We start from the raw sequence: 24,799 nt of genomic DNA on the forward strand, positions 1-24,799 counted from the left end.
TTGAGCAAATTTTTCGCTGAAATAAGCTCGCAAACCTCTAGCCCTGAATCATCAGATCATTTTTACGCCAATTAGTGTAGGGGATTATGCCCCTAACTGTCACAAGCTAATACCATACTCGCAAGTCACTCTTAAATCAGCAGCAGCCCTTTACCTGACTAGTAATGTGCTTTAAGTGACGGTTTGTATACTGAAATTGTATACTAAAAATTCGTCTTTTAAAGATTATAATGACAGATGCCTATCATCACACGCCGTCACACGCTTAACTTGATTCTTTATCAAAACATATCCACTGACTAAGTTAAATCACCAATACGTAACGAGGGCTTGTTGCATTATTTCGGTGTACTTAATCTAATTTTTAATAGTAAGCTGCCAAAAATATGGCATTGATGATGCTCAGCCCATAAGCTATATAATCTATCATGCTACACTAGCGATATTTTTATTATTCACCTGATAAATGGTTGGGTTATGACTGTTTCTTCTACGCCAAGCTTTATACCTGAAAGCCTTATGCCTTCAAGACTTGTATCTTTTACTAGCTTTAATAACAACACCGAGCAATTTCATAGCGCCGTGCGGGTGCAACTTGCACAAGATATAGACGTGCTGTTTGAGTATGCCAACCTGCCAAGCCCGTTGATTGATGCCTGCCGTTATGTGATGACCGGTCAAGGTAAATTGGTGCGTCCACTATTGGTCGCCAGCGCCTTTGATAGTGTCAATCAAAGCAATGCTAATGACAATACAGATAAAAGCACTGACAATAAAAACAGCATGGCTAACGCTGATGGTTTGGAAGCTCTATTAGAAAACGACTCCAATTATGATATGGCGCGCCGTGCGGCATTGGCGGTGGAGCTGCTGCATACCTATTCATTAGTACATGACGACTTGCCCTGTATGGACGATGATGACTTGCGCCGTGGTCAGCCGACAGCGCATATCGTCTTTGAAGAATCGACCGCCCTACTCGCTGGCGACGTGCTACAGACGCTCGCCTTTGAAGTATTGACCGCAGAGCTGCCAACCTTTGCGCCTTATAATTCAGCTATCGCCAGCCAGCTCATCGCAATATTTGCGCCACGTGCACGGCGTATGGTTTCTGGTCAAATGCTTGACCTGAATGCTGAGGCTAGTGCTAATATTTCACAAGGCGATCTAGAAGCTATCCACCGTGATAAAACTGGCGCATTGATTGAAGCCGCTATGCTTATGGGCGGCATCTGTGCTGGTGCGACCGCTCCGCAGCGTATGGCATTACAAGAGTGCGCCCAACATATTGGTCTCGCCTTTCAGGTTCAAGACGATATTTTAGACGTCACGACCTCTACTGATACCCTTGGCAAACCTGCTGGCAGCGATGAAAAATTAGACAAATCTACTTATGTGAAATTGATGGGTGTCGAAAACGCGACTAGCTATGCGCAATCGCTATTTAATGACGGACGCACAGCCATCATTCGTGAAATGAGTCGTCATGAATCAAGCAGTAGCGAGCTTCGCAATGACGCAAACAATGATGCTTTACTGGCATTAATAGAATGGCTATGGGCACGTAAAAAATAGCCAAAAATTTAACCATCAAAGAACGGTAATGAGTGGTCAACATGGACAGTAACCCTATCCCGCGTATTTATCTTGGCACTGGTGGCTATAGCGATACCGATTTGCTCGGTACGCTGTATCCAACTGGCACAAAGAAAACGGACTTCTTACGCGAGTACGCCAAGCAATACGGCGCAGTTGAGATTAATAGCACCTTTTACGCGCCCATCGGGCAAAAAGCCTTTGCTGGCATGGTCGATAAAGCCTACGTGCAAGCAGACAGTGAGTTGAAGTTCGCGGTCAAACTGCATCAAGACTTTACTCATGCGCGCAAGGGCACAGCCGAACATGCGCAAGCGTTTTTAAATGCCCTATCCCCGCTTATCGAAGCCAACGCTCTCGCGCCACTACTACTGCAATTCCCACACGGCTTTGATCGTACCCGCGAGCATCGTCTATATCTGGCAAACCTGGTCAGTTGGTTTCAAGATTATCCACTAGCCGTTGAGTTTCGTCATAATGGTTGGCATACCCCGCAAGTGGTCGATAGTTTTGTCAAACAAGGTCTGATTTGGTGTAGCGTTGATTATCCCAAAGTCAGTGGTCTACCACCGTCACGATTGATATTTACCGAGCGCACGGGCTATCTGCGTATGCATGGTAACAATCTAAACTGGTGGGATGCGATGAGTGCCGCTGACCGCCATGATTATCGCTATAGCGAGGCGGAAATGCAGGACTGGGCGCAAGCGATTGCCAATCAGCGTCAGCATTTTGATACGCTGTATATTTTCTTTCAAAATACCGTTAATGCGCATGCTTATTATAATATTGCGATGTTAAGAGAAGCGTTGGGTAGGTTTGAATTTGAGGTGTTGTAGCTTCTAAAGTTTGTTACTAGCGACTGACTCGTATATTCTCAGAGTCTATTACTTTGAAAACAAATATATAAATCTGTACGGACTTTTAATATCGTTCTTATCAACTGTAATTATTAGAATAACTGGAAGAAAGTATGTCAAATATAGAGCTTTTAGCTTTAATCGCTTCAATAGCCTCTTTAATACTCGCTGTTGGAGCGATTTGGTTATCTTTAGTGTTTTTTAAAATGTCAGATGCATCTTCCAAGGTCACAACTAAGGCTGCATCTGATATTGACGCTAGTGTACAGAAGCTAGAGAAACTTTTCGATAAGCTTTACTCAGATACATTTTCTATGGTGAAAGATACAGTTTCTGATATGAGAAACCATATTTGGAATGGGGATGATAGTATTAGTTCTAATAAGGATATTAAAAATAATATCTTAGAAGAAGCTGAACGAAAGTCAGAAGAAAAAATTCAAGGTATTAAGTCAGTTTTTGATAATAAGTTGACCGAAATATTACGAAAGCAAGAAATCGCTGATAATAAAGTTTCAGGATTGGGCAATGAGTTAGAAAACTTATTAGAAAATGCCATACAAACTTCTAGTATGGTAGAAAGTGAAACACGTGAAGAGATATTGCAAAATAATATCATAAAGGTAATTGACGGATTACAAAGAACAAACAAGGTTGTTGTAGCCGATGATATAGTTCAAAAATTGGATGGATTTTTCCATGAGATGGATGTTGTCAATGAATTACAAAAAATGAATACATCTGGTATATTGGCTTTCAATGGCAGTCTGCAACCTGAAACAATAGTCAGAATGAAATAAAAAAGGACGCCTCTCAGCGTCCTTTTTTATTAATCAAATACTTAGTGGTTAAAGATTACTCTTCAACACCAGCATCTTGACCTTTATATTTTGCGTTTGCGTAGTCCCAGTTCACTAGTTTGTCTAGGAACGTATCAACATAGTCAGGACGACGGTTACGATAATCGATGTAGTAAGCATGTTCCCATACATCACAAGTCAATACAGCAACTTGGTCATGTGCAAGTGGTGTATCAGCGTTAGCCGTTTTGGCGATAGACAGTTTGCCACCGACTTTATCAGCAACTAACCATGCCCAACCTGAACCAAACTGAGTCAATGCTGCATTTTTGAACTCTTCACGGAACTTGTCATAGCTACCGAAATCTTCTTCGATTTTAGCTTTTAGATCGCCAGTAGGTTCGCCGCCGCCGTTCGTTGGCGTCATGCAGTTCCAATAGAACGTGTGGTTCCATACTTGGGCCGCTTGGTTGAACATACCTTGCTTGCTATCATCGTTAGCAGTCGCTAGGATGATTTCTGGCAATGTTTTGTCTTCTAGACCAGAACCAGGTAGCAATTCGTTAAGCTTAGTTACGTATGCATTGTGATGCTTGTCGTGATGGTATTCTAGCGTCTCGGCACTGATATGTGGCTCTAGTGCGTCTTTTGCATATGGTAGTTCTGGCAATGTAATGTTTGACATAGTTATTTTATCCTTGCTGTTTAGCCGTCATTTGATAAAAACTCATTATAGAAACTGAATTTTACGCTATTTTTACACCGCAAAAAACACTATAAAATAGCGGACTAAATTGGCTGAGTTTATTGTTTGAAATGAATGTTATTGCTTAATACCGTTTATTGTTTAACACAGTATCACGTATTATTATGAATCCAAAATTAACTTACTTTTGTTACAGTTTGCTCAAAAGCCAAATGCTTGACTTCATAAGCATTTATTAACTTAATATTCACAAGCCATAAGATATCATTCACGGTAGCTTGGCGGCTATTATAGCAACAGTAGCGACAAATATCAGTTACCAAATGTTATGGATAACACTGTTAGTATAGCCTTTGGATGCCTATAGACTAAGCGCAGAATGCCTTGCCATGCCTATCGTGCTAGGCAATTAGCTGACTGATAAACTGATGAAATTGGCATTAAGAGACAGCTATAATTTAAAAACTGACCATACTTTCAACAATGATACTTTCACTAACCATATTCTTAATAATGACATAACGGAATAACCCTATGAGCACCACGAATACCTCACGCTCCTCTACCCAATCGACCCCTGATAATCAATGGGTGCTCGCCAGTAATAATAAAGGCAAACTGGCTGAGTTTAAAAGGCTGTTTGCCGAGGCAGATTTGGATGTGACGATTATCCCGCAGGGTGAGCTTGATATCGAAGATGCAGTTGAGGATGGTTTAAGTTTTGTAGAAAACGCCATGATTAAAGCGCGTCATGCCAGCCGTATCAGCGGACTACCTGCGATTGCTGATGACTCAGGACTATGTGTGCCAGTATTAGGTAACGCACCGGGCATCTATTCTGCTCGCTATGCTGGTGAGCATGGTAATGATGATAAAAACAACATCAAGCTCATCGCTGACTTGCAGCCTATCCGTGATGCGCAAGCTAACAAACCTATTAAAGGGTTATTTGTTTGCGTACTGGCGATGGTGCGCCATGCTGATGATCCGCTACCGATTATCGCGCAAGGTCTATGGCAGGGTGAGATTTTAGAGACAGCGCATGGTGACGGTGGTTTTGGTTATGATCCGCTGTTTTGGTTGCCAGAGTTACAAGCTAGCGCCGCAAGCTTAAGTGCTGCTGATAAAAATAGCATCAGTCATCGTGGTCAGGCGATTCAGCAATTATTGGCGCAGTTGCCGTTGTAGATAACCCCTAAAACCTATAGTCGATTCAATTTATTCCTTTAGCTATTACAAGAAAGTCGAGCACAGAGGCACAAATCGTAGTTTAAGCAAGATTGACGATGTAGCAGATTCAAAGGGAATGGACGATAAAGAGATAATTTTTACTTTAATAAACAGATAGATTATACTGTTCTACTTTTAAAATTTTGTTGAAAGCCGTTATTTGTCTGTATAATTCACCAAAAAGCGTTATTATGCGGTGCATTAACGGTTTATGATTGATATCTGATAGCGCCTATTACTAAGATAACCGTTTCACATTTTAGTATCAGTCAGCGCCAGTGGTGACCAAAGGCGATTGCTCAAGGTACTGACTTTGACATTGCGCGCTATCGCTATCCCCTATTTATTCCAACGGCAACCCATGGTACACGCCCGTAATTTGAGGCACGGTTTGTCTATTACCATTTAACCCTAAGTACTATTTAATCAAACGTACTATTTAATCCTAAAGGTGTAATTAACATGGCTACAGATTTACAAGTCACAACCAACAAGTTATCTAATAAAGAAACCCAATTGACAGTTAAAGTACCTGTCGAAAAAATTCAAAACAAAGTCGAAGGTCGTATTCGCCAAGTTGCGAAAACTGCCAAGATTGACGGTTTCCGTAAAGGTAACGTCCCTATGTCACATATCCGTTCACAGTACGGTGCTGGCATTCAACAAGAAGTCATCAACGATGTGATCCGTGATACCGTTTTTGAAGCGATCAAATCTGAAGACATCCGCGCGGTTGGCATGCCTAACATCGACGACGTAAAACTTGAAGATGATTTCTTGGTTTATCAAGCCACTGTTGAAATCTTCCCAGAAGTAGACGTGCAAGGTATCAATGAGATCGAAGTTGAGCGTCACACGGCTAAAGTAAGCGAAGAAGACGTCGACACTATGATCGAAAACCTTCAAAAGCAACGTGAAGAATTCGTTGAGAAAAAAGGTAAAGCGGACAAAGGCAATCAAGTAACTTTTGACTTTGAAGGCTCTATCGATGGCGAAAAATTCGAAGGCGGTTCTGCTGAAGATTTCAAACTGGTTATCGGTAGCAACCAGATGATCCCAGGTTTTGAAGCGGGTATCAAAGGCATGAAAGCTGGCGAAGAAAAAACTATCGACGTAACTTTCCCAGAAGATTATCAAGCTGAGAACCTAGCTGGCAAAGAAGCACAGTTCAAAATCAACGTAAAATTGGTTGAAAAATCTAAGCTACCTGAAATCGACGATGCGTTCCTTGAGCTATTCGGTGTAAAAGAAGGCGGCGTTGAGAAGCTGAAAGAAGATGTACGCAAAAACATGGAACGCGAAATCAAAAACGCTGCGCGTAGCCAAGTTAAGCAAGCGACTTTTGACGCATTGTTAGAAAAGAACGAGTTTGACGTACCAAATGCTATGCTAGAGCAAGAAATCGAGCGTCAACGCAACATGATGATGCAACGTTTTTCTCAGCAGTTCGGTGCCAATGCTGATAGCTTTGATAAAGACATGCTGCCAAATGAGCTATTTGAAGAGCAAGCGCTACGTGCTGCCCGTCTTGGCATTATCGTTGCTCGCGTTATCGATACCAAAGGCTTAGAAGTCGATCAAGAACGCGTTGAAACCTTCATCAAAGAAGCCGCTGAAAACTACGAAGATCCAAGCGAAGTAATCGAGTATTACACCAATGACAAGCAGCAGCGCGCGAACATTGAGTCTGTGGTACTAGAAGACCAAGTAGTTGATTATTTAATCGAGCAAGGCAAAGTAACTGACAAAGAAGTTAGCTACCAAGACCTATTAGCTGCACAGCAACAACAGCAGCAAGGCATGTAATTTAGTGAGATAACTTAGCAAGTTGCCATTCAATGGCAACTTGCTAATCTCAATCTAAACATGCTCTAACATAATGCTCTAACGCAATGCTCTAACATATGTGTTAGGGCATTTTTATTGGGGATTTATATGCTATCTTTATGGACAGTTTATCACCAAGCCCCTTGATAAATGGTTACAGACGCCTTATTAATAGTGAGTCAATCATTTTATTAATAGCACTCATGTTATAAATAGAAAATTATTTTTCACATGAAAAAGTTACTATTGCCTCAATAAAAAAGTTACCATTAGCTCAATTATTTTTAGCGATATCTGGCGCTTATTATTTCAGCCAGCGAATATTATTAAAAAGCGGCAACATCTAGCATGATGAGCAGCCATAAAAGCGTAGCCGCTCGCTAGCTTCAATCCCTTTATTTTATGTACTTATAAACAGGACATCTTTATGACAGATTATGATCGCATCACTGCCAACCCACATTTTGATATGCTGATGAGTGCGCACAATGACGCACAAGGCATGCAATATACCCAAAGCGCCCCTCAAGCTGCGCATGCAGCATTAGTGCCAATGGTCGTTGAACAATCCTCTCGCGGTGAACGCTCGTTTGATATTTTCTCTCGTCTATTGCGTGAGCGCGTTATCTTTTTGACCGGTCAAGTCGAAGACCATATGGCCAATCTAATCGTCGCACAGTTGCTATTTTTAGAAGCAGAAAACCCAGACAAAGACATTCATTTGTATATCAATTCACCAGGCGGCTCAGTGAGTGCAGGCTTGGCAATCTTTGATACCATGAACTTTATCAAACCTGAAGTATCGACCATCTGTATGGGCGGCGCTTATAGCATGGGTTCATTCTTATTAGCGGCTGGTCAAAAAGGCAAGCGTTACTCTCTTGCCAATGCTCGTGTCATGATTCATCAGCCTTCAGGCGGCGCGCAAGGTCAAGCAACCGATATCGAAATTAATGCGCGTGAAATTCTAAAAACGCGTGCCCGTTTAAATGAGATTTTGGCAGAACGTACTGGTCAACCATTAGAGAAAATTGAAAAAGACGTTGAGCGTGACTTTTGGTTAGATGCGAAAGAAGCCAAAGAATACGGTCTGGTTGATGAAGTATTAGAGCGCCGCCCTACTTCTTTATAATTACCGCATAAGAGCAAAAGCTTTGATGGGCATCAAAAGCCTGAGCGTTATACGTTTTGGCTTTGATGTAAAAAATCAAAATATTTGTAAGTTTTAAATTTTAGGAGCGCCTTTTATGGCAGAAGATAACACCCCGCATTGCTCGTTTTGCGGCAAAGCCAAAAGCGATGTACAGCAGCTGATTGCCGCTGACGATGCCAATATCTGTAATGAATGTATTGAGCTATGTACCGATTTAATCGCTGATAGCGCCGAAGATGGTGATGATGAGAGCGACATTGATACTTCTTGGGTCAATAAAAAGCTACCAACGCCAAAAGAGCTGCGTGCCAAGCTTGACGAATACGTCATTGGACAAGACGCTGCTAAAAAAGCACTAGCAGTTGCCGTTTATAACCATTATAAGCGTCTAAAAGTTAGCCAAACCTTAGCCAATGACAGCAAAAAAGCGAAGATTGGCGCTGACGATGCCATGGTTGAATTGGCTAAGAGCAATATCTTGCTGATTGGCCCAACGGGTTCTGGTAAGACCTTACTGGCGCAAACCTTGGCGCGTCTACTGGATGTGCCTTTTGCGATGGCCGATGCGACGACCTTGACCGAAGCAGGTTATGTCGGTGAAGATGTCGAAAACATCGTGCAAAAGCTACTACAAGCATCAGATTATGATGTCAGTAAAGCAGAGCAAGGTATTATCTATATCGATGAGATTGATAAAATCAGTAAGAAAGGCGACAACCCGTCTATCACCCGTGATGTTTCAGGCGAAGGCGTACAGCAAGCGTTGCTAAAGCTTATCGAAGGTACGGTCGCTGCCATTCCGCCACATGGTGGTCGTAAGCATCCACAGCAAGAGCTGATCCAAGTTGATACTAGTAACATCTTAATCATCGTCGGTGGGGCGTTTGCTGGTCTTGATGCGGTTATTCAGCAGCGTACAGAAAAAGGCGGTATCGGCTTCAATGCTGATGTCAGCTCAAAAGATGATAGCAAACGCAGTTCAGAATTACTGCAACAAGTAGAGCCTGAAGATTTGATCAAATTTGGTCTCATTCCTGAGCTCATCGGTCGTCTTCCTGTTCTCGCTGCGCTCACAGAGCTGGACGAGGACGCATTGGTGCAGATATTGACAGAACCAAAAAATGCCTTGGTTAAGCAATATAAGTATCTATTCGATATGGAAGGCGCTGATATTAGCTTTACCAAAGAAGCGCTCGATGCGATTGCCAAAAAAGCCATGGCGCGTAAGACTGGTGCTCGTGGTTTGCGTTCTATCGTTGAAAATGCGCTCCTTGAGACCATGTACGAGTTGCCTTCTATGAAAAACGCCAAGACTGTCATCGTCGATGAGCAAGTGATTAATGAAGGTAAAACACCTGAAATCATCTTTTCTACCGACGACTCAGAGCAAATAGCGATCGACGCTTAGCGGTTGTTATCAGCTCTATTAAAACTGTCATTGAAGTAAAGGCGTCTAGCATATCTTATGCTAGACGTTTTTTTATGGCTGCTCACTTATGATCTTTTTACGACAGCCAATGTATGGGTAAAGTGACAGCCACGTCTATCAATCGTTCACAGCTAAAACCACAAAGCATGCTAAGGTAAATGTGCTACCAACACCTATCACTGATGAAACAAAGGACTGTTTATCATGCTTAACAATGTCACTTCTATCGCAACCTCATTACGTCAACACTTGCCTTTTCATACCACGACAGACCAAGATATTGCCCCTTATTATCATAATCATGTCGCGGCTATTACGGGTGCTGGCTCTGGTATGGGGCGCGAGCTGGCCATTCATTTGGCAAAGATGGGCTGCCATGTGGCGCTCTCTGATATCAACGCGGCGCAACTGGCACAGACCAAAGAATTGCTCGTCGGTTATGACATCAAAGCGACCATGACAGTCCTTGATGTCTCAGACAATAAAGCCGTGGAAGCGTGGGCAGATAGCGTCATGGTAGACTATGGCAAAGTGAACTTCATCTTTAATAATGCAGGCGTGGCGCTATATTCGACCGTAGAAGGCAGTAGCATTAGCGAGCTTGAATGGGTCATGGACATCAATTTTTGGGGTGTGGTCTATGGCACCAAGGCATTCTTGCCATTGATTAAAAATAGTGTCAAACAAAGCGAATCGACGAATGGCAGCAAAAAAAACAGATCGCGCCAATTTAACGAGCATGGTCACATCATTAATATCTCAAGCCTGTTTGGCTTGACCGCGCAGCCGTCACAATCTGCGTATAACGCCAGTAAATTTGCTGTACGCGGCTTTACCGAAAGCTTGCGTCAAGAGCTAGATATTCAGCGCTGCGGTGTGTCAGCGACCTGCATCCATCCCGGCGGGATTAAAACCAATATTGCCAATAGTGCCCGTGGCAATGACAGTATCAATGACAGTATCAATGATATTGGCATGCGTACTGGCCCCAAAGCCATTCAGAGCTTTAATAAATTCCTGAAATTTGATGCAGGCCATGCCGCTTTGATTATTTTGCAGGCTGCCGCGACCAATCAACCGCGCTGTCTGATTGGCAATGATGCCAAAATAATCGACGCGGTACAGCGTGTCTTTCCAGCGACATACAGTCAAATATTGAACGATGTCCATACGCTCTCTCGTAAGCTCAAACCACGCCGCCATAAAAAACCAAGCACGCCAAAATAATATATTCTAAAAGTATTTGCCCACAAAAAAGCGCTTAAATATTGATAATATTTAAGCGCTTTTTTGTGGGGAGTATTTCAACACTGTCTTTCAATATGGTTCTTCATACGGTATGAAATTGATTCATGTCCCTCTAAAGCCAAAACACTTTATCTATTTATATACTTTAATTATTTAATATTTGGTACAATTATGTTTCTAGCAACTTACAGATTGATGACTCATTCAGATTTTTTGCACAAAAATTAAGATTACTTCTGTCATTTTGACAGTTAAATTATCATAAAAATATATTATTACATATTATTTTTGATAATAAGGATATTCCAATGAAAATACTTTTAAAGGTCAAACCCTCTTCCTCCGTTTTACTGGCTGCTATCTTTGCTATTGGTGCGGTTAGCCTGTCAGGCTGTAGTGAATCAGATACCAAGGCTGTCGACCGTGTCGAAGAAGCTGAAGCATTAGCCCGTGTTAAGTCACTTGAGGCACGTGCCGCAGAAATTAAAGACGAGATGGCTGCAAATCCAAGCGCCAAACTGAGCGTTAGCATGCCAGATGAGTCCACTATTCCAGATGATGAGTTCGGCGCAGCAGTACGTCGCGGCTTACAAATCGCCAATCATACTTATAAAGAAATGCCTGACAATGTCGGCAACCAGTTGAATTGTACCAGCTGTCACTTGGGTAACGGCTCAGAGGCTTACGCAGCGCCTTGGAATGGCATGCCGGGTATTTATCCTATTTATCGTTCACGTGCTGGTCGCGTGAATTCAATACAAGAGCGCATCAATGGCTGTTTTGAACGCTCAATGAATGGCAAAGCACTTGAGCTAGGTTCAGATGATATGAATGCGATGGTGTCTTATATGAGCTGGCTATCACAGGGCTTGCCTTATGGCGTCTCGCCTGAAGGTCGCGGTTTTGTTAAGGTAGACAAAACTTTAGAGCCAAATACGGACAATGGTAAAAAGCTGTTTGCGGAGAAATGTAGTGTTTGCCATGGTGAAAATGGCGAAGGTCAATATAACGACGATGGCACTTATATCTATCCAGCAGTAGCCGGAGACAAGTCCTTCAACGATGGTGCAGGTATGGCGCGGACTTATACAGCAGCGGCCTTTATCAAAGGCAAAATGCCCTTTGGTCAAGGTAACTCGCTTAGTGACCAAGAAGCGGTCGATATTGCCGCTTACTTTACCCATCTGCCGCGACCTATCAAAGCCAATAAAGACAAAGACTGGCCAAATGGTGATGCCCCTAAAGATGTACGCCGCTAGTTTTAAGCACCTTTAAAAGTTACCATAAAAAAGCCCAATTACTTAAATAGCTGGGCTTTTTTATTATTGATAGTTAGGACAATTTGCGTCCTTTATCTTTAATTTAAGGCAATTTCATATCACCATCAACCAGCCAGCCCACGCGGCGCATCACATGAGCGACCACCCCTGCAATTAGGGCAGGTAATACAAACATCAACAGGATAATCGCTGTCCATAATTGACCCGTACTCATGATGTCTTGTGACGCCTCAATCACTCCAAATACACCGACCAATCCGGCGGTACCCATACCCGCACCCGTTGCCGTACATGCCAGTCCAAAGCCTACTGTCGCAATAGGACCAACGATGGCACTGGCAATCACAGCAGGCAATAACACCAGCGGCTTTTTTAACACATTAGGAATCTGTAGCATACTGGTGCCCAGACCTTGAGATATTACGCCACTGACGCCGTTGTCTTTAAAGCTTGCAACGGCAAAGCCAATCATGTGTGCCGCACAGCCTACCACTGCTGCCCCGCCTGCTACGCCACCAAGCCCAATTGCGATACAAATAGCAGCGCTGGACGTTGGCAATGTCAATAAAATACCCACCACCACTGCAATCACAATACCCATTAACAGAGGCTGTAACTCAGTGGCCGCTTGAATACCTTGACCAATGGCAGCGACCGCAGCGACGATAGGTGGGTTCAATAGTGCGCAAACTGCTAATGCTACCGCGCATACCAATAAAGGAACCAGTAGAATATCAAGCTTGGTTTTGCCAGCGACCCAAGTACCAGCACGATAAGCAAATACTGAGGTCAAATACGCCCCTATCGGATTACCCGGTAACGCAGAAAAGGTCGCAGGTCCGCCTACTTGGGGCGTAAATAACGTCCCTGCCATTAATGCTTCAGAGTGTGCGCCAAGCATACCCGCCACCAAGCAGCTGAGCATGACGAGCGTCGGTGCTTTAAGGTAATAGGCGATACCTACTCCGATACCCGCACCCATTAGTACTGAGGCAAGCTTGCCCACCGCAACCAATGCAGGCAAATCTAACCAGCCACCGATTTGCGAGATGATTAGACCAGCAATCAATGTGACAAATAGCCCTAAAGCCATGCCAGTAAACGCATCAATAAAATACTTTTGGAAAAATGCTTTAATGAAGCCAGTAGGCGGTGTTGCTAAATGAGAGACTGTCATAGCCACGCTCTTTATGAAATTTTTGATGAGAGATAATAAACCAACAGAAAAAATAACTTTGCTAAAAATTAGAGATAAAAAAAACGTCATTGCGACGCTTTTTTTATTATTAATAAAGAACTAAAACTGCTATCAAATAGCGCAACTTAACGACGCTGTTCAACGATGATGGAATCAATACCATTATTTTGTAAGCGCTGCTGAGCAGTGGTTACTGCTTGGCGATTATTCATCGGGCGAGAAATAACCTGATAAATTGGCAAACCATTACCCGTTGTATTCTTAACCACTCTAGCATCTACACCTGCCATCAACACTTGAGCACGGCGGCGATCTGCTTCATCCGCATCGCCGAAGCTGTTGATCTGCAAAATATAAGTTGCCGCAGGTTTTGCAGCCTGAACGCTAGCAGTACCTGCGCCTGCATTATTGGTAGACGTATTATTGCTACTAGCAGGCGTCGATCCATCATAGGTCGCATCTTCTTCAACGATCACAATGTCATCGCCGCTATTACTGGTAGCAGCGTTATTTCCACGACTGGGCGCAATGACCGTGTTTTCAGAGATACCAAAGTTACCAGTATCATCATTGCGACTGGCTGAACCATCTTCAGGTTGAGTCACCACGACATCAGGCTCAAAGGCACTGATATCCCCTATGCGGTCATTGCCTGTATCAGCAATATCTTCATCAGGAATAGTCGCCATCTCTTGATTGGGCAAAATATCATAGAACTCATAATCACCATTATCAGTATCAGTGTCGACACGTGGCTGTACCTGACGATCAGGATCATTACCAGCGGTGCTGTCAGCAGGACTGAAATCAAATAATGGTGACAAGTATATAAACACCCCTATCATAAGGGTCAATACCGCCCCGACAAACATCCACAATAAGCCTGATACGCTACTTGTTTTGCGTTTTTCAGTCGCACCTTTAGGTTTTTTGGCTAGCATGGATCTGGTTCTCCCTACTGAATCTAACTATCATCAAATTATGGCTGGCAGTCATCTATACTCATACTACATGTTAGAAAGTTACTATATAGTAGAAAAAAACTACATGCTAGATGGTGCCGACAACCCTAACAAACTAAGACCATTGGCCAATACTTGACGTACGGCTTTAGACAAACGCAAACGGGCTTGCATTAAATCCATCTCATCCGAGCTTGGTGTCTCACCTGAGGTCAAACTCACTGGCAAAATGCGATTGCTGTCATACCAACCATGAAATAGCGCTGCCAACTCTTTAAGGTAGTTGGTCAAGACATGTGGCTCATAGCCCGTCGCGGCGCGTAATAATGTCGCTGGATATCCTGTTAATAATTTAATCAGCTCATCTTCGTTAGGCGCGCTAAGTAAGTTTTGATGCTCTAAACCAATCGCATCGTCTACCACAAGACTACTGTTTTGTAGCTTTTCTAATACTCGGCAAACACGAGCATGCGCGTATTGAATGTAATACACTTGATTGTCTTTGCTTTGTGATTTAGCCAGCTCCAAATCAAAATCAATATGCACTTCAGGCTTACGGGCGACATAATAAAAACGCGCGGCGTCGTTACCAACTTCGGTACGTAAATCACGCAGGGTGACAAATTGACCTGAACGCGAGGACATTTGCACTTTTTCACTGCCACGCCATAGTGCAACAAATTGCACAAGCACCACATCTAAACGCTCAGCATCAATATCAAGCGCCAATAAAGCGGCTTTTACGCGTGGCACATAACCATGGTGATCGGCACCCCAAACATTGACCACTTTATCAAAACCACGATCAAATTTGTTTTTGTGATAGGCGATATCAGAAGCAAAATAAGTAGATTGACCATTGGCACGGCGCACAACACGGTCTTTTTCATCACCAAAATCGGTTGATTTGAACCAAATATTACCGTCTTTTTCGTATAGGTAGCCTTTTTCATCTAAGGTCTGTAAGACTGGCTCAATATCGCTATCAATAGACCGTTCGCTAAACCAGCACTCGTAGCGCACACCAAAGTCATTTAAGTCATCTTTGATATCGGCTAAAATACTGCTCAATGCCGCATTTAAAAACAGCTCATAACCCTCGCCAAGCAAGGCTTTACTGTTAGCAATTAGGCCATCAATATGCGCTTCTTTGTCACCTGATAGCAATGTTTTTTCGCCGTCCGCATTAATCTCAAACTCAGCATCTGCTGGCACATCTTTGGCGATTGCTGCAAAGCTATGAACGTAATGATCACCGTGTTGCGCTTTTAACGTTTGGGCGATGTCACTGACATAATCACCTTGATAGCCATTGACTGGGAAGATTATTTTCTCACCGTTGGTTTCCAGATAACGCAAATAGGTACTGGTCGCCAAGATATCCATCTGCCGACCCGCATCGTTGACATAATATTCACGCGTGACGTCATAACCAATCGCTTCCAGCAAGTTTGCCACGCTCATACCGAACGCTGCACCGCGACCATGCCCAACGTGCAAACTTGACGTTGGATTGGCAGAGACAAACTCAACCTGAATTTTTTGCCCGTCAAACTGATCGCTTAAACCAAAGCGATCTTGCAAGGCAAAGATATCATCTAATACCGCAAACTTGGCTTCCGCATTTAAGAACACGTTAATAAAGCCTGGACCTGCGATTTCTACTTGGCGAATGTCTTGGTTTTCAGGCAGCGCATTGACGATTTTTTCGGCAAGCTGTCGTGGATTGACCTTAGCAGCTTTGGCCGCTGTCAGCGCAATATTACTGGCAAAATCACCATGGCTTAAGTCTTTAGTACGGGTGATTTGGCTATTATTTTGCCAATCGCTTGGTAACGTGCCATCTGCTTGTAGGGTTTGAATCGCATCGTTAAATAGTGATGCAAGTGTATCAATTTGGGCTTGTGACATAAGGATTTGAACTCAGTTAAATAAACAACAAAAACGGTATAAAATGTGGCGAATGCGAGCAGCCAATAACTGCCTATTATAATAGCGACCGACATTGCAGGGGATAAAATAATACAAAAAAGATAAGTAACCTGTAAATATAACAATCTTTGCCCTGCATTGCACTATGTGCACCAAAATTAGCACTAAAATCTTACGGTTATGACAGTTAACACTGATAATTTAGGTGACTAGGGCGTGTCCTCATTGTAAAAATGGTGATAAAAAGGAGATAAATTGCCGTCAAACAAAAAAAGTAGCACAAATAATATCGAGATATTGATAAGCTAGTTGACGATGTTTGGCAAAATTTAGCCATTTTTAGCCCATCTAGAGGATAATCGATTGAATTGAAGACACGCCCTAACAGGCGTTGTCTGTGCTTTCATTCACGATAAGTCAGCCCTGCAAATTGTAGCGTTACTGTTGTCTCATACTTAGCAGCAGTTTATACCTGCTCGCTTCCGCGTTATAATAACGGTTTGTATTGCTGCCTGCTTTTTTCTGACTTATTTTATGGATTACTGCTTATATCATGAATGGTGATACTTCATTTTGAAGGCAATTATTATCAAAAGATCCATAAAATAATAGAAATAAATAAAGACGGCGTTACTACTTTATAGGATTATGCCATGTTTGCTATTGCTGCCAGTACAGTTACCAGTTGGGGATTGTATGTTTTACTACCCATATTCATCGCCTTCTTATTTTTTATTATGTGGGATATCTCTAAAGAATCTCAAGCTGGGCGCGCGGGCACATTTTGGATTTTCTTAGCACTAGGCGCAGGGTTTGTGGGCTTCTTACTCAAGCTATTGTTGGAAGTCGCTTTTAAAAGGTGGTTGATATAATTTTTATATAATTAAGCAGTATCCTCACTGTCAATGATAGGTAATAAATAACTCGCCTATCACTGATAAATAAACGGTTAAATAATCAATTAAAAAATGCATGGCTCATGACGGCTTTACTTTATAGTGTGTCAATCATTCCTATTAAAATATCACTCACTGAGCCTTGCTATCATTTTTTACGACTTTACTCACGTAAGTTGGTAAATCCCACGCACCACCAGCAAAACCGCGACACATTCCTGAGCTGGAATCTTCCGATTTGGCAAATGTTTGACCATTCCAAACCCATATCGCATGATTCCAGCAATCACCCAAGCCTCGATCTTTATGTGTTGCCCAAATCTCGCCATCAGAATAGTCATTGCCTGCGGTGGTGATCAATTTTGGCTTGCTTGGTTTGTCATGATTAATAAGCCAATAACCCGAACTCTCATTATATGCGCCTTGCCAGCACAGATGGCTAGCAAGCGTATGGGTGGCATCTACGGGTGTAAACGTCCAATCCAGTCTATCAGAACCATACTCTTGCATTCGTTGGTACACTTCGGTTTTTGGATTAATCAGCTCACAGTCTCCCATCACCTCATTTGAGCCTATAAGCTCCTTGGCATCAATATCGATCCACTTGTTTATATTGACCTGAAAGTACGCCTGTTTTGATGCAGATAGTGTCTTATTTTCTTTTTCTGAATACGAGAATGCCTTTTTGATGATTGGCTTTGGCTTAGCGGATTTCGGTATTTGCTTACTTGTGTGGTTTTGACTTACCAATGCTATTGGCGTGCCCACTCTGCCTTGTACCTCATCAAGTTTTAGCAGCACGGCACTCATACCTTTGTCGCTAATAGACCAATTTTTACCACCCGCTCTTATCTCTATCTTAGTATTTTGACGCGAATGACTCAGAAGTTGCTGAGTTTGCTTGGTGGTTAAATCATAGGCGTAACCGTCCGCATCTGCCTGTATCTCGCCATAGTTCTTACCATTTAACCAAAGCTCAGCCTCGGTATTATTCTGCTTTGGAACCTCTGGTAAAAACTGTACTGTGGCACTTGGTAAAGAAACTTTAGGTAATACTGTGAGCAATATTGAGGCAGAAGTATCTAACTGATCCTCCTCTGCATAACCTGCTGCGCGACAAGTCAATGTATTATCACAAACCACCTGCCAATCATCCTGCACAAAGCCCCACCCTTCAAATGGCGTACCATAGGTAGCATGAGCTGGTAGGGACGTCAATGGCAGCAAGCCCATCATAGCGCTGAGCAAAATCGTTAATTTTTTCACTGTCCATATTCCTTATGAGTGATACAGTACGCACGCGCTACTTTTTGGCAATCAAAGTTGCACGCATCGGCGCAGGATAGCCTTCAAGCGTTTTGCTAGTATCATTAGGATCTAAGAAGTCGGCCAGCGAATGATAAGTCATCCATTCCGTTTTACGCTGCTCATCGATAGAAGTCGTTGCCACATCGACACAACGTACCTCTGAGAATCCAGCTTTTTCTAGCCAGCCTGTCAATGCCGCGACTGATGGTAAAAAATACACATTATTCATCTGGGCATAGCGGTCATGCGGCACCAGTACGGTATTGGCATCACCTTCGATAACCAAGGTTTCAAGCACCAGCTCACCGCCTTTGACCAACTGCCCTTTAAGCTGTTGTAAATGCTCAAACGGCGATTGGCGATGATAGAGCACCCCCATGCTAAATACAGTATCAAACAGCTGACTGTGCTCGGGCAATGCTTCAAGTGGTACGGGGATATAATGCGTTCTATAGCTATCAGCAGCCCCGACAAAATGCCGAATCGCCATAAACTGATGATAAAATAAGCAAGACGGATCAATGATAATGACTGTATCCGCGCCAGCGCCAGCCATACGCCAGCCGTGATAGCCAGAGCCACCGCCCACATCCAATACGCGACGACCTTTTAAATCCCCCAAATGCGGTGTGACCCGTTGCCACTTCCAATCACTGTGCCATTCGGTATCAATCAATATTGGCGCGGCTTGTTGGTCTTCATTCTGACCACTATCAATTTGATTTTCGATCTGACCACCAATTTGAAAAGGCCCTTTACGCCACGGCATGAGCTGCTTTAATAATGCCATTGTTTGTTTGCGCTGAGACTCACTAAGATTTGCCTCAATCGTCAGGACATCACTGTTTAGATCGACATTATTGACGGTTAATGTTGGCAAACGAGCGACTGACGCTTGATAAGCAGGTGCATGCGCGTAGTTGGCTTTGTCCTTGATATCATTTAACCATGTTGGCAAGCGCGTAAGCCATTCATAAGCACTCGGCTGCTGCTGGGCTAATTCTAGCAAGGTTAAATATAATGCGCGTTCGGCGTAGGTGATAGTGTCGTTAAGCATAAAAGCAGGTTACCGTATTGATCAAAAAACAACTGTGTTAAAAATAAGGATTATTTAAATGCCACAATAGAGACGAAGTTTAAAAACTGAAACCACGTCAGATGACGCTGAAAACCAACTTGATCTAACCGTGCATGATGCTCGTCTAAAGTATCAGTAATAAGCACGTTCTCTAGTGCATTACGCTTGCCGCTGATTTCCATTTCGGTATAACCATTGGCACGTTTAAAATCATAATAACGCTCAACCAGCCATGCATCATATTGCTCATCAAAAGCATGGGTTTTTTCAGTTAATACCAGTATCCCGCCTTCACTTAACGCTGCATAAATTTTCTCTAATACTGCGACTCTATCGGCAGCGGGCAAAAACTGTAGCGTTAAATTCAAAATCACCATATCGCAGGGTTCAAGTTCCACATCGCGAATATCAGCGGTAATCACTTCGATGTCATGCGCAGGATAATTGTCACTCAGTAGCGTGGTCGCTTCGGTCGTCATCGCTGGTGAGATATCAATCGCTTTAATCTGCAAGTCTTGCGGCTCAAACTCACCCGCCAACGTCATGCTTGCTGCGCCAAGTGAACAGCCCAAATCATACACTCGACTGACGCGCTGACCACTATCGCTCTGTTGACGATACTTACAATGGCGTCGGGCAAATATGGGTAACATCGCTAGCACCTGACCATAACCTGGCACACTGCGACGAATCATATCAGGGAAACAAGCCACCACTTGCTCATCAAAAGAGAAGCGCGCTGCTTTATCAAGTGGCGTGGTAAACGGTTTGTCAAATAGGGTGTCGTGTTTAACAATAGCAGGCTTAGATTGACTCATGGTGCGACTCATTTTGTGATAATAGAACTTAAATTAGGAGATAATTGATGGTCTTGCTTGTCATTACTAGCTGAAAGCGGCACGACGTAGCAAAAGCCCATTATAACATTACTGTTTGTTACTTATCGCGGTCAGATGCCCTGCTAAGCTAAATACGTATTGCTAAGTAAAAAACACTTGGCTCATATTTTATATTTATAAAAATAGGAAAAATTATGCAAACCATTATTTTGGGCGGTGGCTGTTTTTGGTGCACCGAATCGGTATTTTTATCCGTAAAAGGTGTGCAATCTGTCGTTTCAGGCTACATGGGCGGTGACGCTGTTTCTGCCAATTACGAAGCGGTCTGTAGTGGCAATACAGGGCACGTTGAAGTCATCAAAATCGAGTTCGATGACTCTATCGTCCCGCTAGAAGTGATACTTGATGTTTTCTTTGCTACCCATGATCCCACCACAATGGATCGTCAAGGCAATGACGTCGGTAGCCAGTACCGCAGCGTGGTTTTTTATACCGAAGAAAATCAGAAACCAACGATTGACCGCACCATCAACAAACTGCGCGATATGGGCGTCAATGTGGTCACTGAAGTAAATCCAGCTGTTGAGTTTTATCAAGCAGAAGAGACCCATCAGGATTTCTTTAATAAGAATCCAGGACAAGGGTATTGCAACTTTGCCATACCGCCAAAGCTTGCCAAATTGCGTAAAGAGTTTAGTCAGTATATGGTGAGCTAAACGACAAATGAAGATAGTTTTTCATTTGAAAAAAGATTATCTCAGCATTTCATTATAGCCAAACGCTTATTGTATGAGCGTTTGGCTTTTTAACATCTTTAGCATTCTCACTCAAACAGTTATGATAGAAACAACTTAAATATAACCCTCAACGAATAAAGGCGAAGGTATGAACGCTGAATTTTGGCACAGCCGCTGGCAAGAGAAACGCATTGGCTTTAATCAGTCTGCAGTGAACCCATTATTAATAAATTACTTTAAGCAGTTAAACCTGCCAGCTGGTAGCCGTGTCTTTGTTCCTTTATGTGGTAAATCGATTGATATGGCTTGGCTGTCAGCGCAAGGCTACGACGTCGTAGGCGTTGAATTGGTGGAAACAGCGATACAAGAATTCTTTGCTGAGCAGAATATCTCCCCTGCTGTGCACCAGCATGCAGACAATCCAGCCATTAAATACTATCAAGGTCAGTTGTCAGGACAAACCATTACCTTATGGGTTGCTGATATTTTTGCACTGTCATCTGAGGATATCGGATCTGTAAAGGCGGTGTATGATAAAGCCGCATTGATTGCGCTGCCAGAAAATATGCGTACGAAGTATAGCGAGCATATACGTAAAATAAGTGGTCATGCACCACAATTTATCATCACTCTCACTTATGACCAAAGCAAAAAAGCGGGACCGCCGTTCTCTATCAGTAGCGAGCAAATACAGCAATATTATGGCGATAACTATTATATCAGCGAACTGACGAGTGAACTTACTTCTATAGGATCGGCACCTGAGCTAATGGTCACGGAGCATGTTTGGCTATTAAAGTGAGTGGTTAATAAATGAAATAAGTGGTTAATAAAGCCGTTTGCGTAGCGATTAATCAGTACTAAATTATGATGGAGAAATTGAATGAAAATATTCGTTGGGCTGATAAGTTTAATCTCTATTTTGCTAGTCACACTCGCAGGTCCGCTTTAAAAATTTGGCTTAGTCGATTTAGCGACTGCGTTTGCAAGGTTTAAGTTTGGTGTATTTGCTGGTATCGCAGCATTGGTACTATTAGGCATACAGCTTTTATTTAAACGAGACACGGCTAGCATTGGTAGCGCATTAACATCGGCAATGCTTGCTATCACTGCCATTGCTATTCCACTAAGCATGATGAATAGCGCCAAAAACGTACCGCCCATTCACGATATTTCAACCGACCTAGTGAACCCACCTGAATTTGTGGCCATTGCCCCACTGCGCGCTGATGCACCAAACCCAGTTGAGTATGCAGGTGTAGAGACTGCAACGCAGCAGCGCGCCGCCTACCCTGAATTACAAACATTACGCTATAGCCAGTCAAAATCTGAGTTGGTTGAGGCAACCAAACAAGCCATCGATAATTTAGGTTGGGAGCTTGTCAATATCGATGCGGACAAAGGCATCATCGAAGCGACAGATACGACTGCTTGGTTCGGTTTTAAAGATGATGTGGTCGTGCATATCACGGATAACAGTAGTGAACGTCTAGTAGATATTCGTAGCAAGTCACGGGTTGGTGGGAGCGATTTGGGCAAAAATGCGGCGCGTATTCATACGTTGGTTGAAGAGTTGGATAGGGTTTTGGGGGAGTAGTTATTTTTGAAACCTCGAAACCTCCTATAACTTATTTAGTCAGTTTTTTGACAATATATTGAAGCTCACTTCTTTGCCCTTCATCAGGTAGACATGTTAAAAGCATTTCAAGAGCGTATTCATTTGCTATTTCTAAGGGAGGCTTATACGGTAAGTCATAACCAAAAACCTCACTCATCATAGTGAACAAATCTTTGCGGTGTCTACAGGCTTTACGACTATTTAGATTCAACATTTGAATAGCTTCACTACCACGTTTACTATCAGACTCTAACTGTCCTGCAAGATTTAGTTTTATCTCATCTTCACATTCATCCATAAGCGGTGTTAAAAGCAGTTCTTGGCTGCCTTTTGCGTTGTCACACTGCTTAGCAGTTCTACAACTTAATAATAAATTATCATAGTCAAAGCACTTATGTGGATAGTCGTTACGGCTTTTTAAATGTTCAATAGTCGTGTTTCCATTGCCAAGACTTTTACAGCAGTAACAGCAAACTCCACGCTGTTCATCATACAACTGCTGACGCAAAGGCGCTTTAATAGTTTCTGGAATTTCGCCCCAATTCTTAGTTTGATACTTTTTAAAACTCTTTGCTGTCTCAAGAGGCATTGACCCTAACTTATCAATCTTTTGCATGATTCGACTCATCTTTATTAGATTTTGCCAATTTCGCTTGAGCCAATAATAGACGACACTTTAATAGTTCTAAATGGTCAGATGGCAGTTTTTCAGCTAGCTCTGTTATACGAGTATCTGCTTTCACATAATCATGCTTACTGATAGCGCGGCGAATCACGTTAAATTGTTCCTCTACCTTACTGTCACGAATATCTACATCAAATATTTTGGTAAGCACTGTATTGGCATCTTCACCATAGACATTAGGCATTTCTGTTAATTCACCATCATCCAATGAATACAACAAAATATCATTACGATCACTGATAACATGTGGCGAATGTGTGGTTAAGATAAACTGAACGTTTGGGAAAGTAGCGACCAACTTATCAATCAAATCATGTTGCCACTTTGGATGAAGATGCAAATCCACCTCATCAATCATCACTACGCCTTCACCTTCTAATGGATTCGCTAGGCTTGGATTAAGGATTGCTAGACGGCGAGCTATATCACCTACTAAAGCTAGAAGTGATTTCTCTCCTTGGGATAACTGATTAACATCTAACTTTTCGCCATCCTTTTCCACTATCATGGTAGCAGTACCTTTACGACGGATATAAAAATCAGTGAACCCAGTAAAATACTTCAGTGCGCTTTTCACAAAGAATAAAGGTAAGTCTCTAGAAATGTCCTCGCTATGCTTTTGTAGCTTTTGCACTTCATGTATTTCTTTTTCTATCTTATATTTAGATTCCTCTAACATCTCTAGACCAATATTTACTTTGTCTTCTTTAGAAGACTTAAGCTGACTTAAAATTTTCTTAACTTCATTCAAAACTTTTTCATTTTCACTATTTAATCCTTCCAAAATACTTTCAGTTGATACTTTCCTTTCATTTTCAATATCTTCTGAATTTCTAAACCAATCTAGGAAATTCGAGAAAACTATAGAGTTTGAGTTTAAACAGTTTTTATAAGCATCCAACTGATCATATTGGTATGAAAAGATATCCTTCTGAATTTGAACTGATATTGTCCTATTGACTGAATAGAAAGTTATAAGAGGTAAAGAATACTTATCTTCTTTAGTTAGGTTTGAGCGAAAACTTCTGACAGTTTTACTTAACAATTTCATATAATTACTCGAAGATTTAAGACGTCCATCTTTAACAGAAGTAATACTCCAGTCTGCATCTTCTTCTAATCCATAAGGCATTGGATTGTTCTCGTTAAAATCAACCCTTATACTAGCTTTGACCTCGTTCTTACCATTATTTATATAAGTTTTATCAATATTAAAACCATCTTCATCACTAGCAAGTTTTGCTACAAACCAACTCAAATTTGTCGCCAGTGCTTGCAAAACTTGTGACTTACCAGCCCCATTATTACCCACAATAACAGTGACATTACCCATCTTTTCAGAAGTTGGCGCAAAGTCTATTGTTAAGTCTTCAAAGCGACCATAGTTTTGTAGGTGTAAGCGTTTGACTTTCATTGT

Annotated in this window: 23 protein-coding genes; 13 read left to right on the forward strand and 10 right to left on the reverse strand. The window is 42.4% G+C overall.

All coding sequences use genetic code 11. The features are described 5' to 3' along the window. Positions 1-477 precede the first annotated feature (477 nt). The 3 genes from JFC08_RS07455 to JFC08_RS07465 all read left to right on the forward strand — a co-directional run bounded on the left by JFC08_RS07455 (position 478) and on the right by JFC08_RS07465 (position 3,256). Positions 478-1,575, forward strand: a complete 1,098-nt coding sequence (locus tag JFC08_RS07455; protein WP_198330278.1) for a polyprenyl synthetase family protein — start codon at positions 478-480, stop codon at positions 1,573-1,575. Positions 1,576-1,616: 41 nt separating this feature from the next. Beyond that, on the forward strand, positions 1,617-2,435 hold the full coding sequence (locus JFC08_RS07460) for a DUF72 domain-containing protein (RefSeq protein ID WP_198330279.1): 819 nt from the start codon (positions 1,617-1,619) through the stop codon (positions 2,433-2,435). Between the two features lie 134 nt (positions 2,436-2,569). Further along, complete coding sequence (locus tag JFC08_RS07465) at positions 2,570-3,256, forward strand: hypothetical protein (protein ID WP_198330280.1); 687 nt, start codon at positions 2,570-2,572, stop codon at positions 3,254-3,256. 55 nt (positions 3,257-3,311) lie between these two features. Here the strand turns inward: JFC08_RS07465 and JFC08_RS07470 are convergent, their stop codons facing one another. Next, the gene (locus tag JFC08_RS07470; RefSeq protein ID WP_198330281.1) at positions 3,312-3,941 is read right to left on the reverse strand and encodes a superoxide dismutase; all 630 of its coding nucleotides are present in this window, start codon (positions 3,939-3,941) and stop codon (positions 3,312-3,314) included. A gap of 555 nt (positions 3,942-4,496) precedes the next feature. Here JFC08_RS07470 and rdgB point away from each other — a divergent pair. The 6 genes from rdgB to JFC08_RS07500 all read left to right on the forward strand — a co-directional run bounded on the left by rdgB (position 4,497) and on the right by JFC08_RS07500 (position 12,108). After that, on the forward strand, positions 4,497-5,150 hold the full coding sequence (gene rdgB, locus JFC08_RS07475; RefSeq protein ID WP_198330282.1) for an RdgB/HAM1 family non-canonical purine NTP pyrophosphatase: 654 nt from the start codon (positions 4,497-4,499) through the stop codon (positions 5,148-5,150). Between the two features lie 504 nt (positions 5,151-5,654). Beyond that, a complete protein-coding gene (gene tig / locus JFC08_RS07480; RefSeq protein ID WP_198330283.1) occupies positions 5,655-6,998 on the forward strand; it encodes a trigger factor in 1,344 nt (447 codons plus the stop codon). Positions 6,999-7,521: 523 nt separating this feature from the next. After that, the gene (gene clpP, locus JFC08_RS07485) at positions 7,522-8,151 is read left to right on the forward strand and encodes an ATP-dependent Clp endopeptidase proteolytic subunit ClpP (RefSeq protein ID WP_045448048.1); all 630 of its coding nucleotides are present in this window, start codon (positions 7,522-7,524) and stop codon (positions 8,149-8,151) included. A 115-nt stretch (positions 8,152-8,266) separates the two neighbouring features. Further along, positions 8,267-9,580, forward strand: a complete 1,314-nt coding sequence (gene clpX, locus JFC08_RS07490; RefSeq protein WP_193008521.1) for an ATP-dependent protease ATP-binding subunit ClpX — start codon at positions 8,267-8,269, stop codon at positions 9,578-9,580. Between the two features lie 225 nt (positions 9,581-9,805). Further along, positions 9,806-10,828, forward strand: coding sequence for an SDR family NAD(P)-dependent oxidoreductase (locus JFC08_RS07495; protein ID WP_198330284.1), 1,023 nt, complete (start codon positions 9,806-9,808; stop codon positions 10,826-10,828). Between the two features lie 329 nt (positions 10,829-11,157). Beyond that, complete coding sequence (locus JFC08_RS07500) at positions 11,158-12,108, forward strand: c-type cytochrome (protein WP_198330285.1); 951 nt, start codon at positions 11,158-11,160, stop codon at positions 12,106-12,108. A gap of 103 nt (positions 12,109-12,211) precedes the next feature. Here the strand turns inward: JFC08_RS07500 and JFC08_RS07505 are convergent, their stop codons facing one another. The 3 genes from JFC08_RS07505 to argS form a co-directional block, all read right to left on the reverse strand. Further along, entirely contained in the window at positions 12,212-13,306 is a 1,095-nt protein-coding gene (locus tag JFC08_RS07505; protein ID WP_198330286.1) for a PTS sugar transporter subunit IIC, read from the reverse strand. A gap of 146 nt (positions 13,307-13,452) precedes the next feature. Then, complete coding sequence (locus JFC08_RS07510; RefSeq protein ID WP_198330287.1) at positions 13,453-14,268, reverse strand: SPOR domain-containing protein; 816 nt, start codon at positions 14,266-14,268, stop codon at positions 13,453-13,455. Positions 14,269-14,370: 102 nt separating this feature from the next. Next, the gene (gene argS / locus JFC08_RS07515; RefSeq protein ID WP_198330288.1) at positions 14,371-16,200 is read right to left on the reverse strand and encodes an arginine--tRNA ligase; all 1,830 of its coding nucleotides are present in this window, start codon (positions 16,198-16,200) and stop codon (positions 14,371-14,373) included. A 674-nt stretch (positions 16,201-16,874) separates the two neighbouring features. Here argS and JFC08_RS07520 point away from each other — a divergent pair. After that, positions 16,875-17,093 (forward strand): DUF2788 domain-containing protein, encoded by a 219-nt coding sequence (locus JFC08_RS07520; protein WP_045448016.1) that lies wholly within the window; start codon positions 16,875-16,877, stop codon positions 17,091-17,093. Positions 17,094-17,249: 156 nt separating this feature from the next. Here JFC08_RS07520 and JFC08_RS07525 read toward each other — a convergent pair whose 3' ends face one another. From JFC08_RS07525 to cmoA, 3 genes are read right to left on the reverse strand one after another with little or no spacing between them, the layout of a single operon-like run. Next, positions 17,250-18,383 carry a DUF1176 domain-containing protein gene (locus tag JFC08_RS07525; protein WP_198330289.1) on the reverse strand — a complete coding sequence of 378 codons (1,134 nt, stop codon included), beginning with the start codon at positions 18,381-18,383 and terminating at the stop codon, positions 17,250-17,252. A gap of 37 nt (positions 18,384-18,420) precedes the next feature. Further along, the gene (gene cmoB / locus JFC08_RS07530) at positions 18,421-19,482 is read right to left on the reverse strand and encodes a tRNA 5-methoxyuridine(34)/uridine 5-oxyacetic acid(34) synthase CmoB (protein ID WP_198330290.1); all 1,062 of its coding nucleotides are present in this window, start codon (positions 19,480-19,482) and stop codon (positions 18,421-18,423) included. A gap of 50 nt (positions 19,483-19,532) precedes the next feature. Then, a complete protein-coding gene (cmoA, locus tag JFC08_RS07535) occupies positions 19,533-20,333 on the reverse strand; it encodes a carboxy-S-adenosyl-L-methionine synthase CmoA (RefSeq protein WP_198330291.1) in 801 nt (266 codons plus the stop codon). 203 nt (positions 20,334-20,536) lie between these two features. Between cmoA and msrA the strand changes: the two genes are divergently transcribed. Both msrA and tmpT read left to right on the forward strand, forming a co-directional pair. Then, complete coding sequence (gene msrA, locus JFC08_RS07540) at positions 20,537-21,058, forward strand: peptide-methionine (S)-S-oxide reductase MsrA (RefSeq protein WP_198330292.1); 522 nt, start codon at positions 20,537-20,539, stop codon at positions 21,056-21,058. Between the two features lie 169 nt (positions 21,059-21,227). After that, entirely contained in the window at positions 21,228-21,881 is a 654-nt protein-coding gene (gene tmpT / locus JFC08_RS07545) for a thiopurine S-methyltransferase (RefSeq protein WP_198330293.1), read from the forward strand. A gap of 146 nt (positions 21,882-22,027) precedes the next feature. On the opposite strand, the gene JFC08_RS13890 is transcribed toward tmpT, so the two are convergent. Continuing rightward, positions 22,028-22,195 carry a hypothetical protein gene (locus JFC08_RS13890; protein WP_244656525.1) on the reverse strand — a complete coding sequence of 56 codons (168 nt, stop codon included), beginning with the start codon at positions 22,193-22,195 and terminating at the stop codon, positions 22,028-22,030. On the opposite strand from JFC08_RS13890, the gene JFC08_RS07550 reads away from it, so the two are divergent. Continuing rightward, a complete protein-coding gene (locus tag JFC08_RS07550; RefSeq protein WP_244656526.1) occupies positions 22,176-22,676 on the forward strand; it encodes a DUF1499 domain-containing protein in 501 nt (166 codons plus the stop codon). The two genes, JFC08_RS13890 and JFC08_RS07550, sit on opposite strands and share 20 nt — an antisense overlap. Positions 22,677-22,707: 31 nt before the next feature. Here JFC08_RS07550 and JFC08_RS07555 read toward each other — a convergent pair whose 3' ends face one another. Both JFC08_RS07555 and JFC08_RS07560 read right to left on the reverse strand, forming a co-directional pair. Further along, on the reverse strand, positions 22,708-23,313 hold the full coding sequence (locus tag JFC08_RS07555; RefSeq protein ID WP_198330294.1) for a retron system putative HNH endonuclease: 606 nt from the start codon (positions 23,311-23,313) through the stop codon (positions 22,708-22,710). Then, a complete protein-coding gene (locus JFC08_RS07560; RefSeq protein ID WP_198330295.1) occupies positions 23,300-24,796 on the reverse strand; it encodes an AAA family ATPase in 1,497 nt (498 codons plus the stop codon). The genes JFC08_RS07555 and JFC08_RS07560 overlap by 14 nt, the downstream gene beginning before the upstream one ends. Positions 24,797-24,799: the final 3 nt, after the last annotated feature.

It is taken from the genome of Psychrobacter cibarius, from assembly GCF_016107535.1.
GTDB classification, from domain to species: domain Bacteria; phylum Pseudomonadota; class Gammaproteobacteria; order Pseudomonadales; family Moraxellaceae; genus Psychrobacter; species Psychrobacter cibarius.

Bases quoted from the DNA above. Each gene is read 5' to 3' on its own strand.
- JFC08_RS07470 (WP_198330281.1), bottom strand. From the start codon at position 3,941: ATGTCAAACATTACATTGCCAGAACTACCATATGCAAAAGACGCACTA.
- JFC08_RS07520 (WP_045448016.1), top strand. From the start codon at position 16,875: ATGTTTGCTATTGCTGCCAGTACAGTTACCAGTTGGGGATTGTATGTT.
- JFC08_RS13890 (WP_244656525.1), bottom strand. From the start codon at position 22,195: ATGGCAGTGATAGCAAGCATTGCCGATGTTAATGCGCTACCAATGCTA.
- tig (WP_198330283.1), top strand. From the start codon at position 5,655: ATGGCTACAGATTTACAAGTCACAACCAACAAGTTATCTAATAAAGAA.
- cmoB (WP_198330290.1), bottom strand. From the start codon at position 19,482: ATGCTTAACGACACTATCACCTACGCCGAACGCGCATTATATTTAACC.
- msrA (WP_198330292.1), top strand. From the start codon at position 20,537: ATGCAAACCATTATTTTGGGCGGTGGCTGTTTTTGGTGCACCGAATCG.
- clpP (WP_045448048.1), top strand. From the start codon at position 7,522: ATGCAATATACCCAAAGCGCCCCTCAAGCTGCGCATGCAGCATTAGTG.
- JFC08_RS07555 (WP_198330294.1), bottom strand. From the start codon at position 23,313: ATGCAAAAGATTGATAAGTTAGGGTCAATGCCTCTTGAGACAGCAAAG.
- JFC08_RS07455 (WP_198330278.1), top strand. From the start codon at position 478: ATGACTGTTTCTTCTACGCCAAGCTTTATACCTGAAAGCCTTATGCCT.
- rdgB (WP_198330282.1), top strand. From the start codon at position 4,497: ATGAGCACCACGAATACCTCACGCTCCTCTACCCAATCGACCCCTGAT.
- clpX (WP_193008521.1), top strand. From the start codon at position 8,267: ATGGCAGAAGATAACACCCCGCATTGCTCGTTTTGCGGCAAAGCCAAA.
- cmoA (WP_198330291.1), bottom strand. From the start codon at position 20,333: ATGAGTCGCACCATGAGTCAATCTAAGCCTGCTATTGTTAAACACGAC.
- JFC08_RS07460 (WP_198330279.1), top strand. From the start codon at position 1,617: ATGGACAGTAACCCTATCCCGCGTATTTATCTTGGCACTGGTGGCTAT.
- JFC08_RS07550 (WP_244656526.1), top strand. From the start codon at position 22,176: ATGCTTGCTATCACTGCCATTGCTATTCCACTAAGCATGATGAATAGC.
- argS (WP_198330288.1), bottom strand. From the start codon at position 16,200: ATGTCACAAGCCCAAATTGATACACTTGCATCACTATTTAACGATGCG.
- JFC08_RS07560 (WP_198330295.1), bottom strand. From the start codon at position 24,796: ATGAAAGTCAAACGCTTACACCTACAAAACTATGGTCGCTTTGAAGAC.
- JFC08_RS07510 (WP_198330287.1), bottom strand. From the start codon at position 14,268: ATGCTAGCCAAAAAACCTAAAGGTGCGACTGAAAAACGCAAAACAAGT.
- JFC08_RS07505 (WP_198330286.1), bottom strand. From the start codon at position 13,306: ATGACAGTCTCTCATTTAGCAACACCGCCTACTGGCTTCATTAAAGCA.
- JFC08_RS07500 (WP_198330285.1), top strand. From the start codon at position 11,158: ATGAAAATACTTTTAAAGGTCAAACCCTCTTCCTCCGTTTTACTGGCT.
- JFC08_RS07465 (WP_198330280.1), top strand. From the start codon at position 2,570: ATGTCAAATATAGAGCTTTTAGCTTTAATCGCTTCAATAGCCTCTTTA.
- JFC08_RS07495 (WP_198330284.1), top strand. From the start codon at position 9,806: ATGCTTAACAATGTCACTTCTATCGCAACCTCATTACGTCAACACTTG.
- tmpT (WP_198330293.1), top strand. From the start codon at position 21,228: ATGAACGCTGAATTTTGGCACAGCCGCTGGCAAGAGAAACGCATTGGC.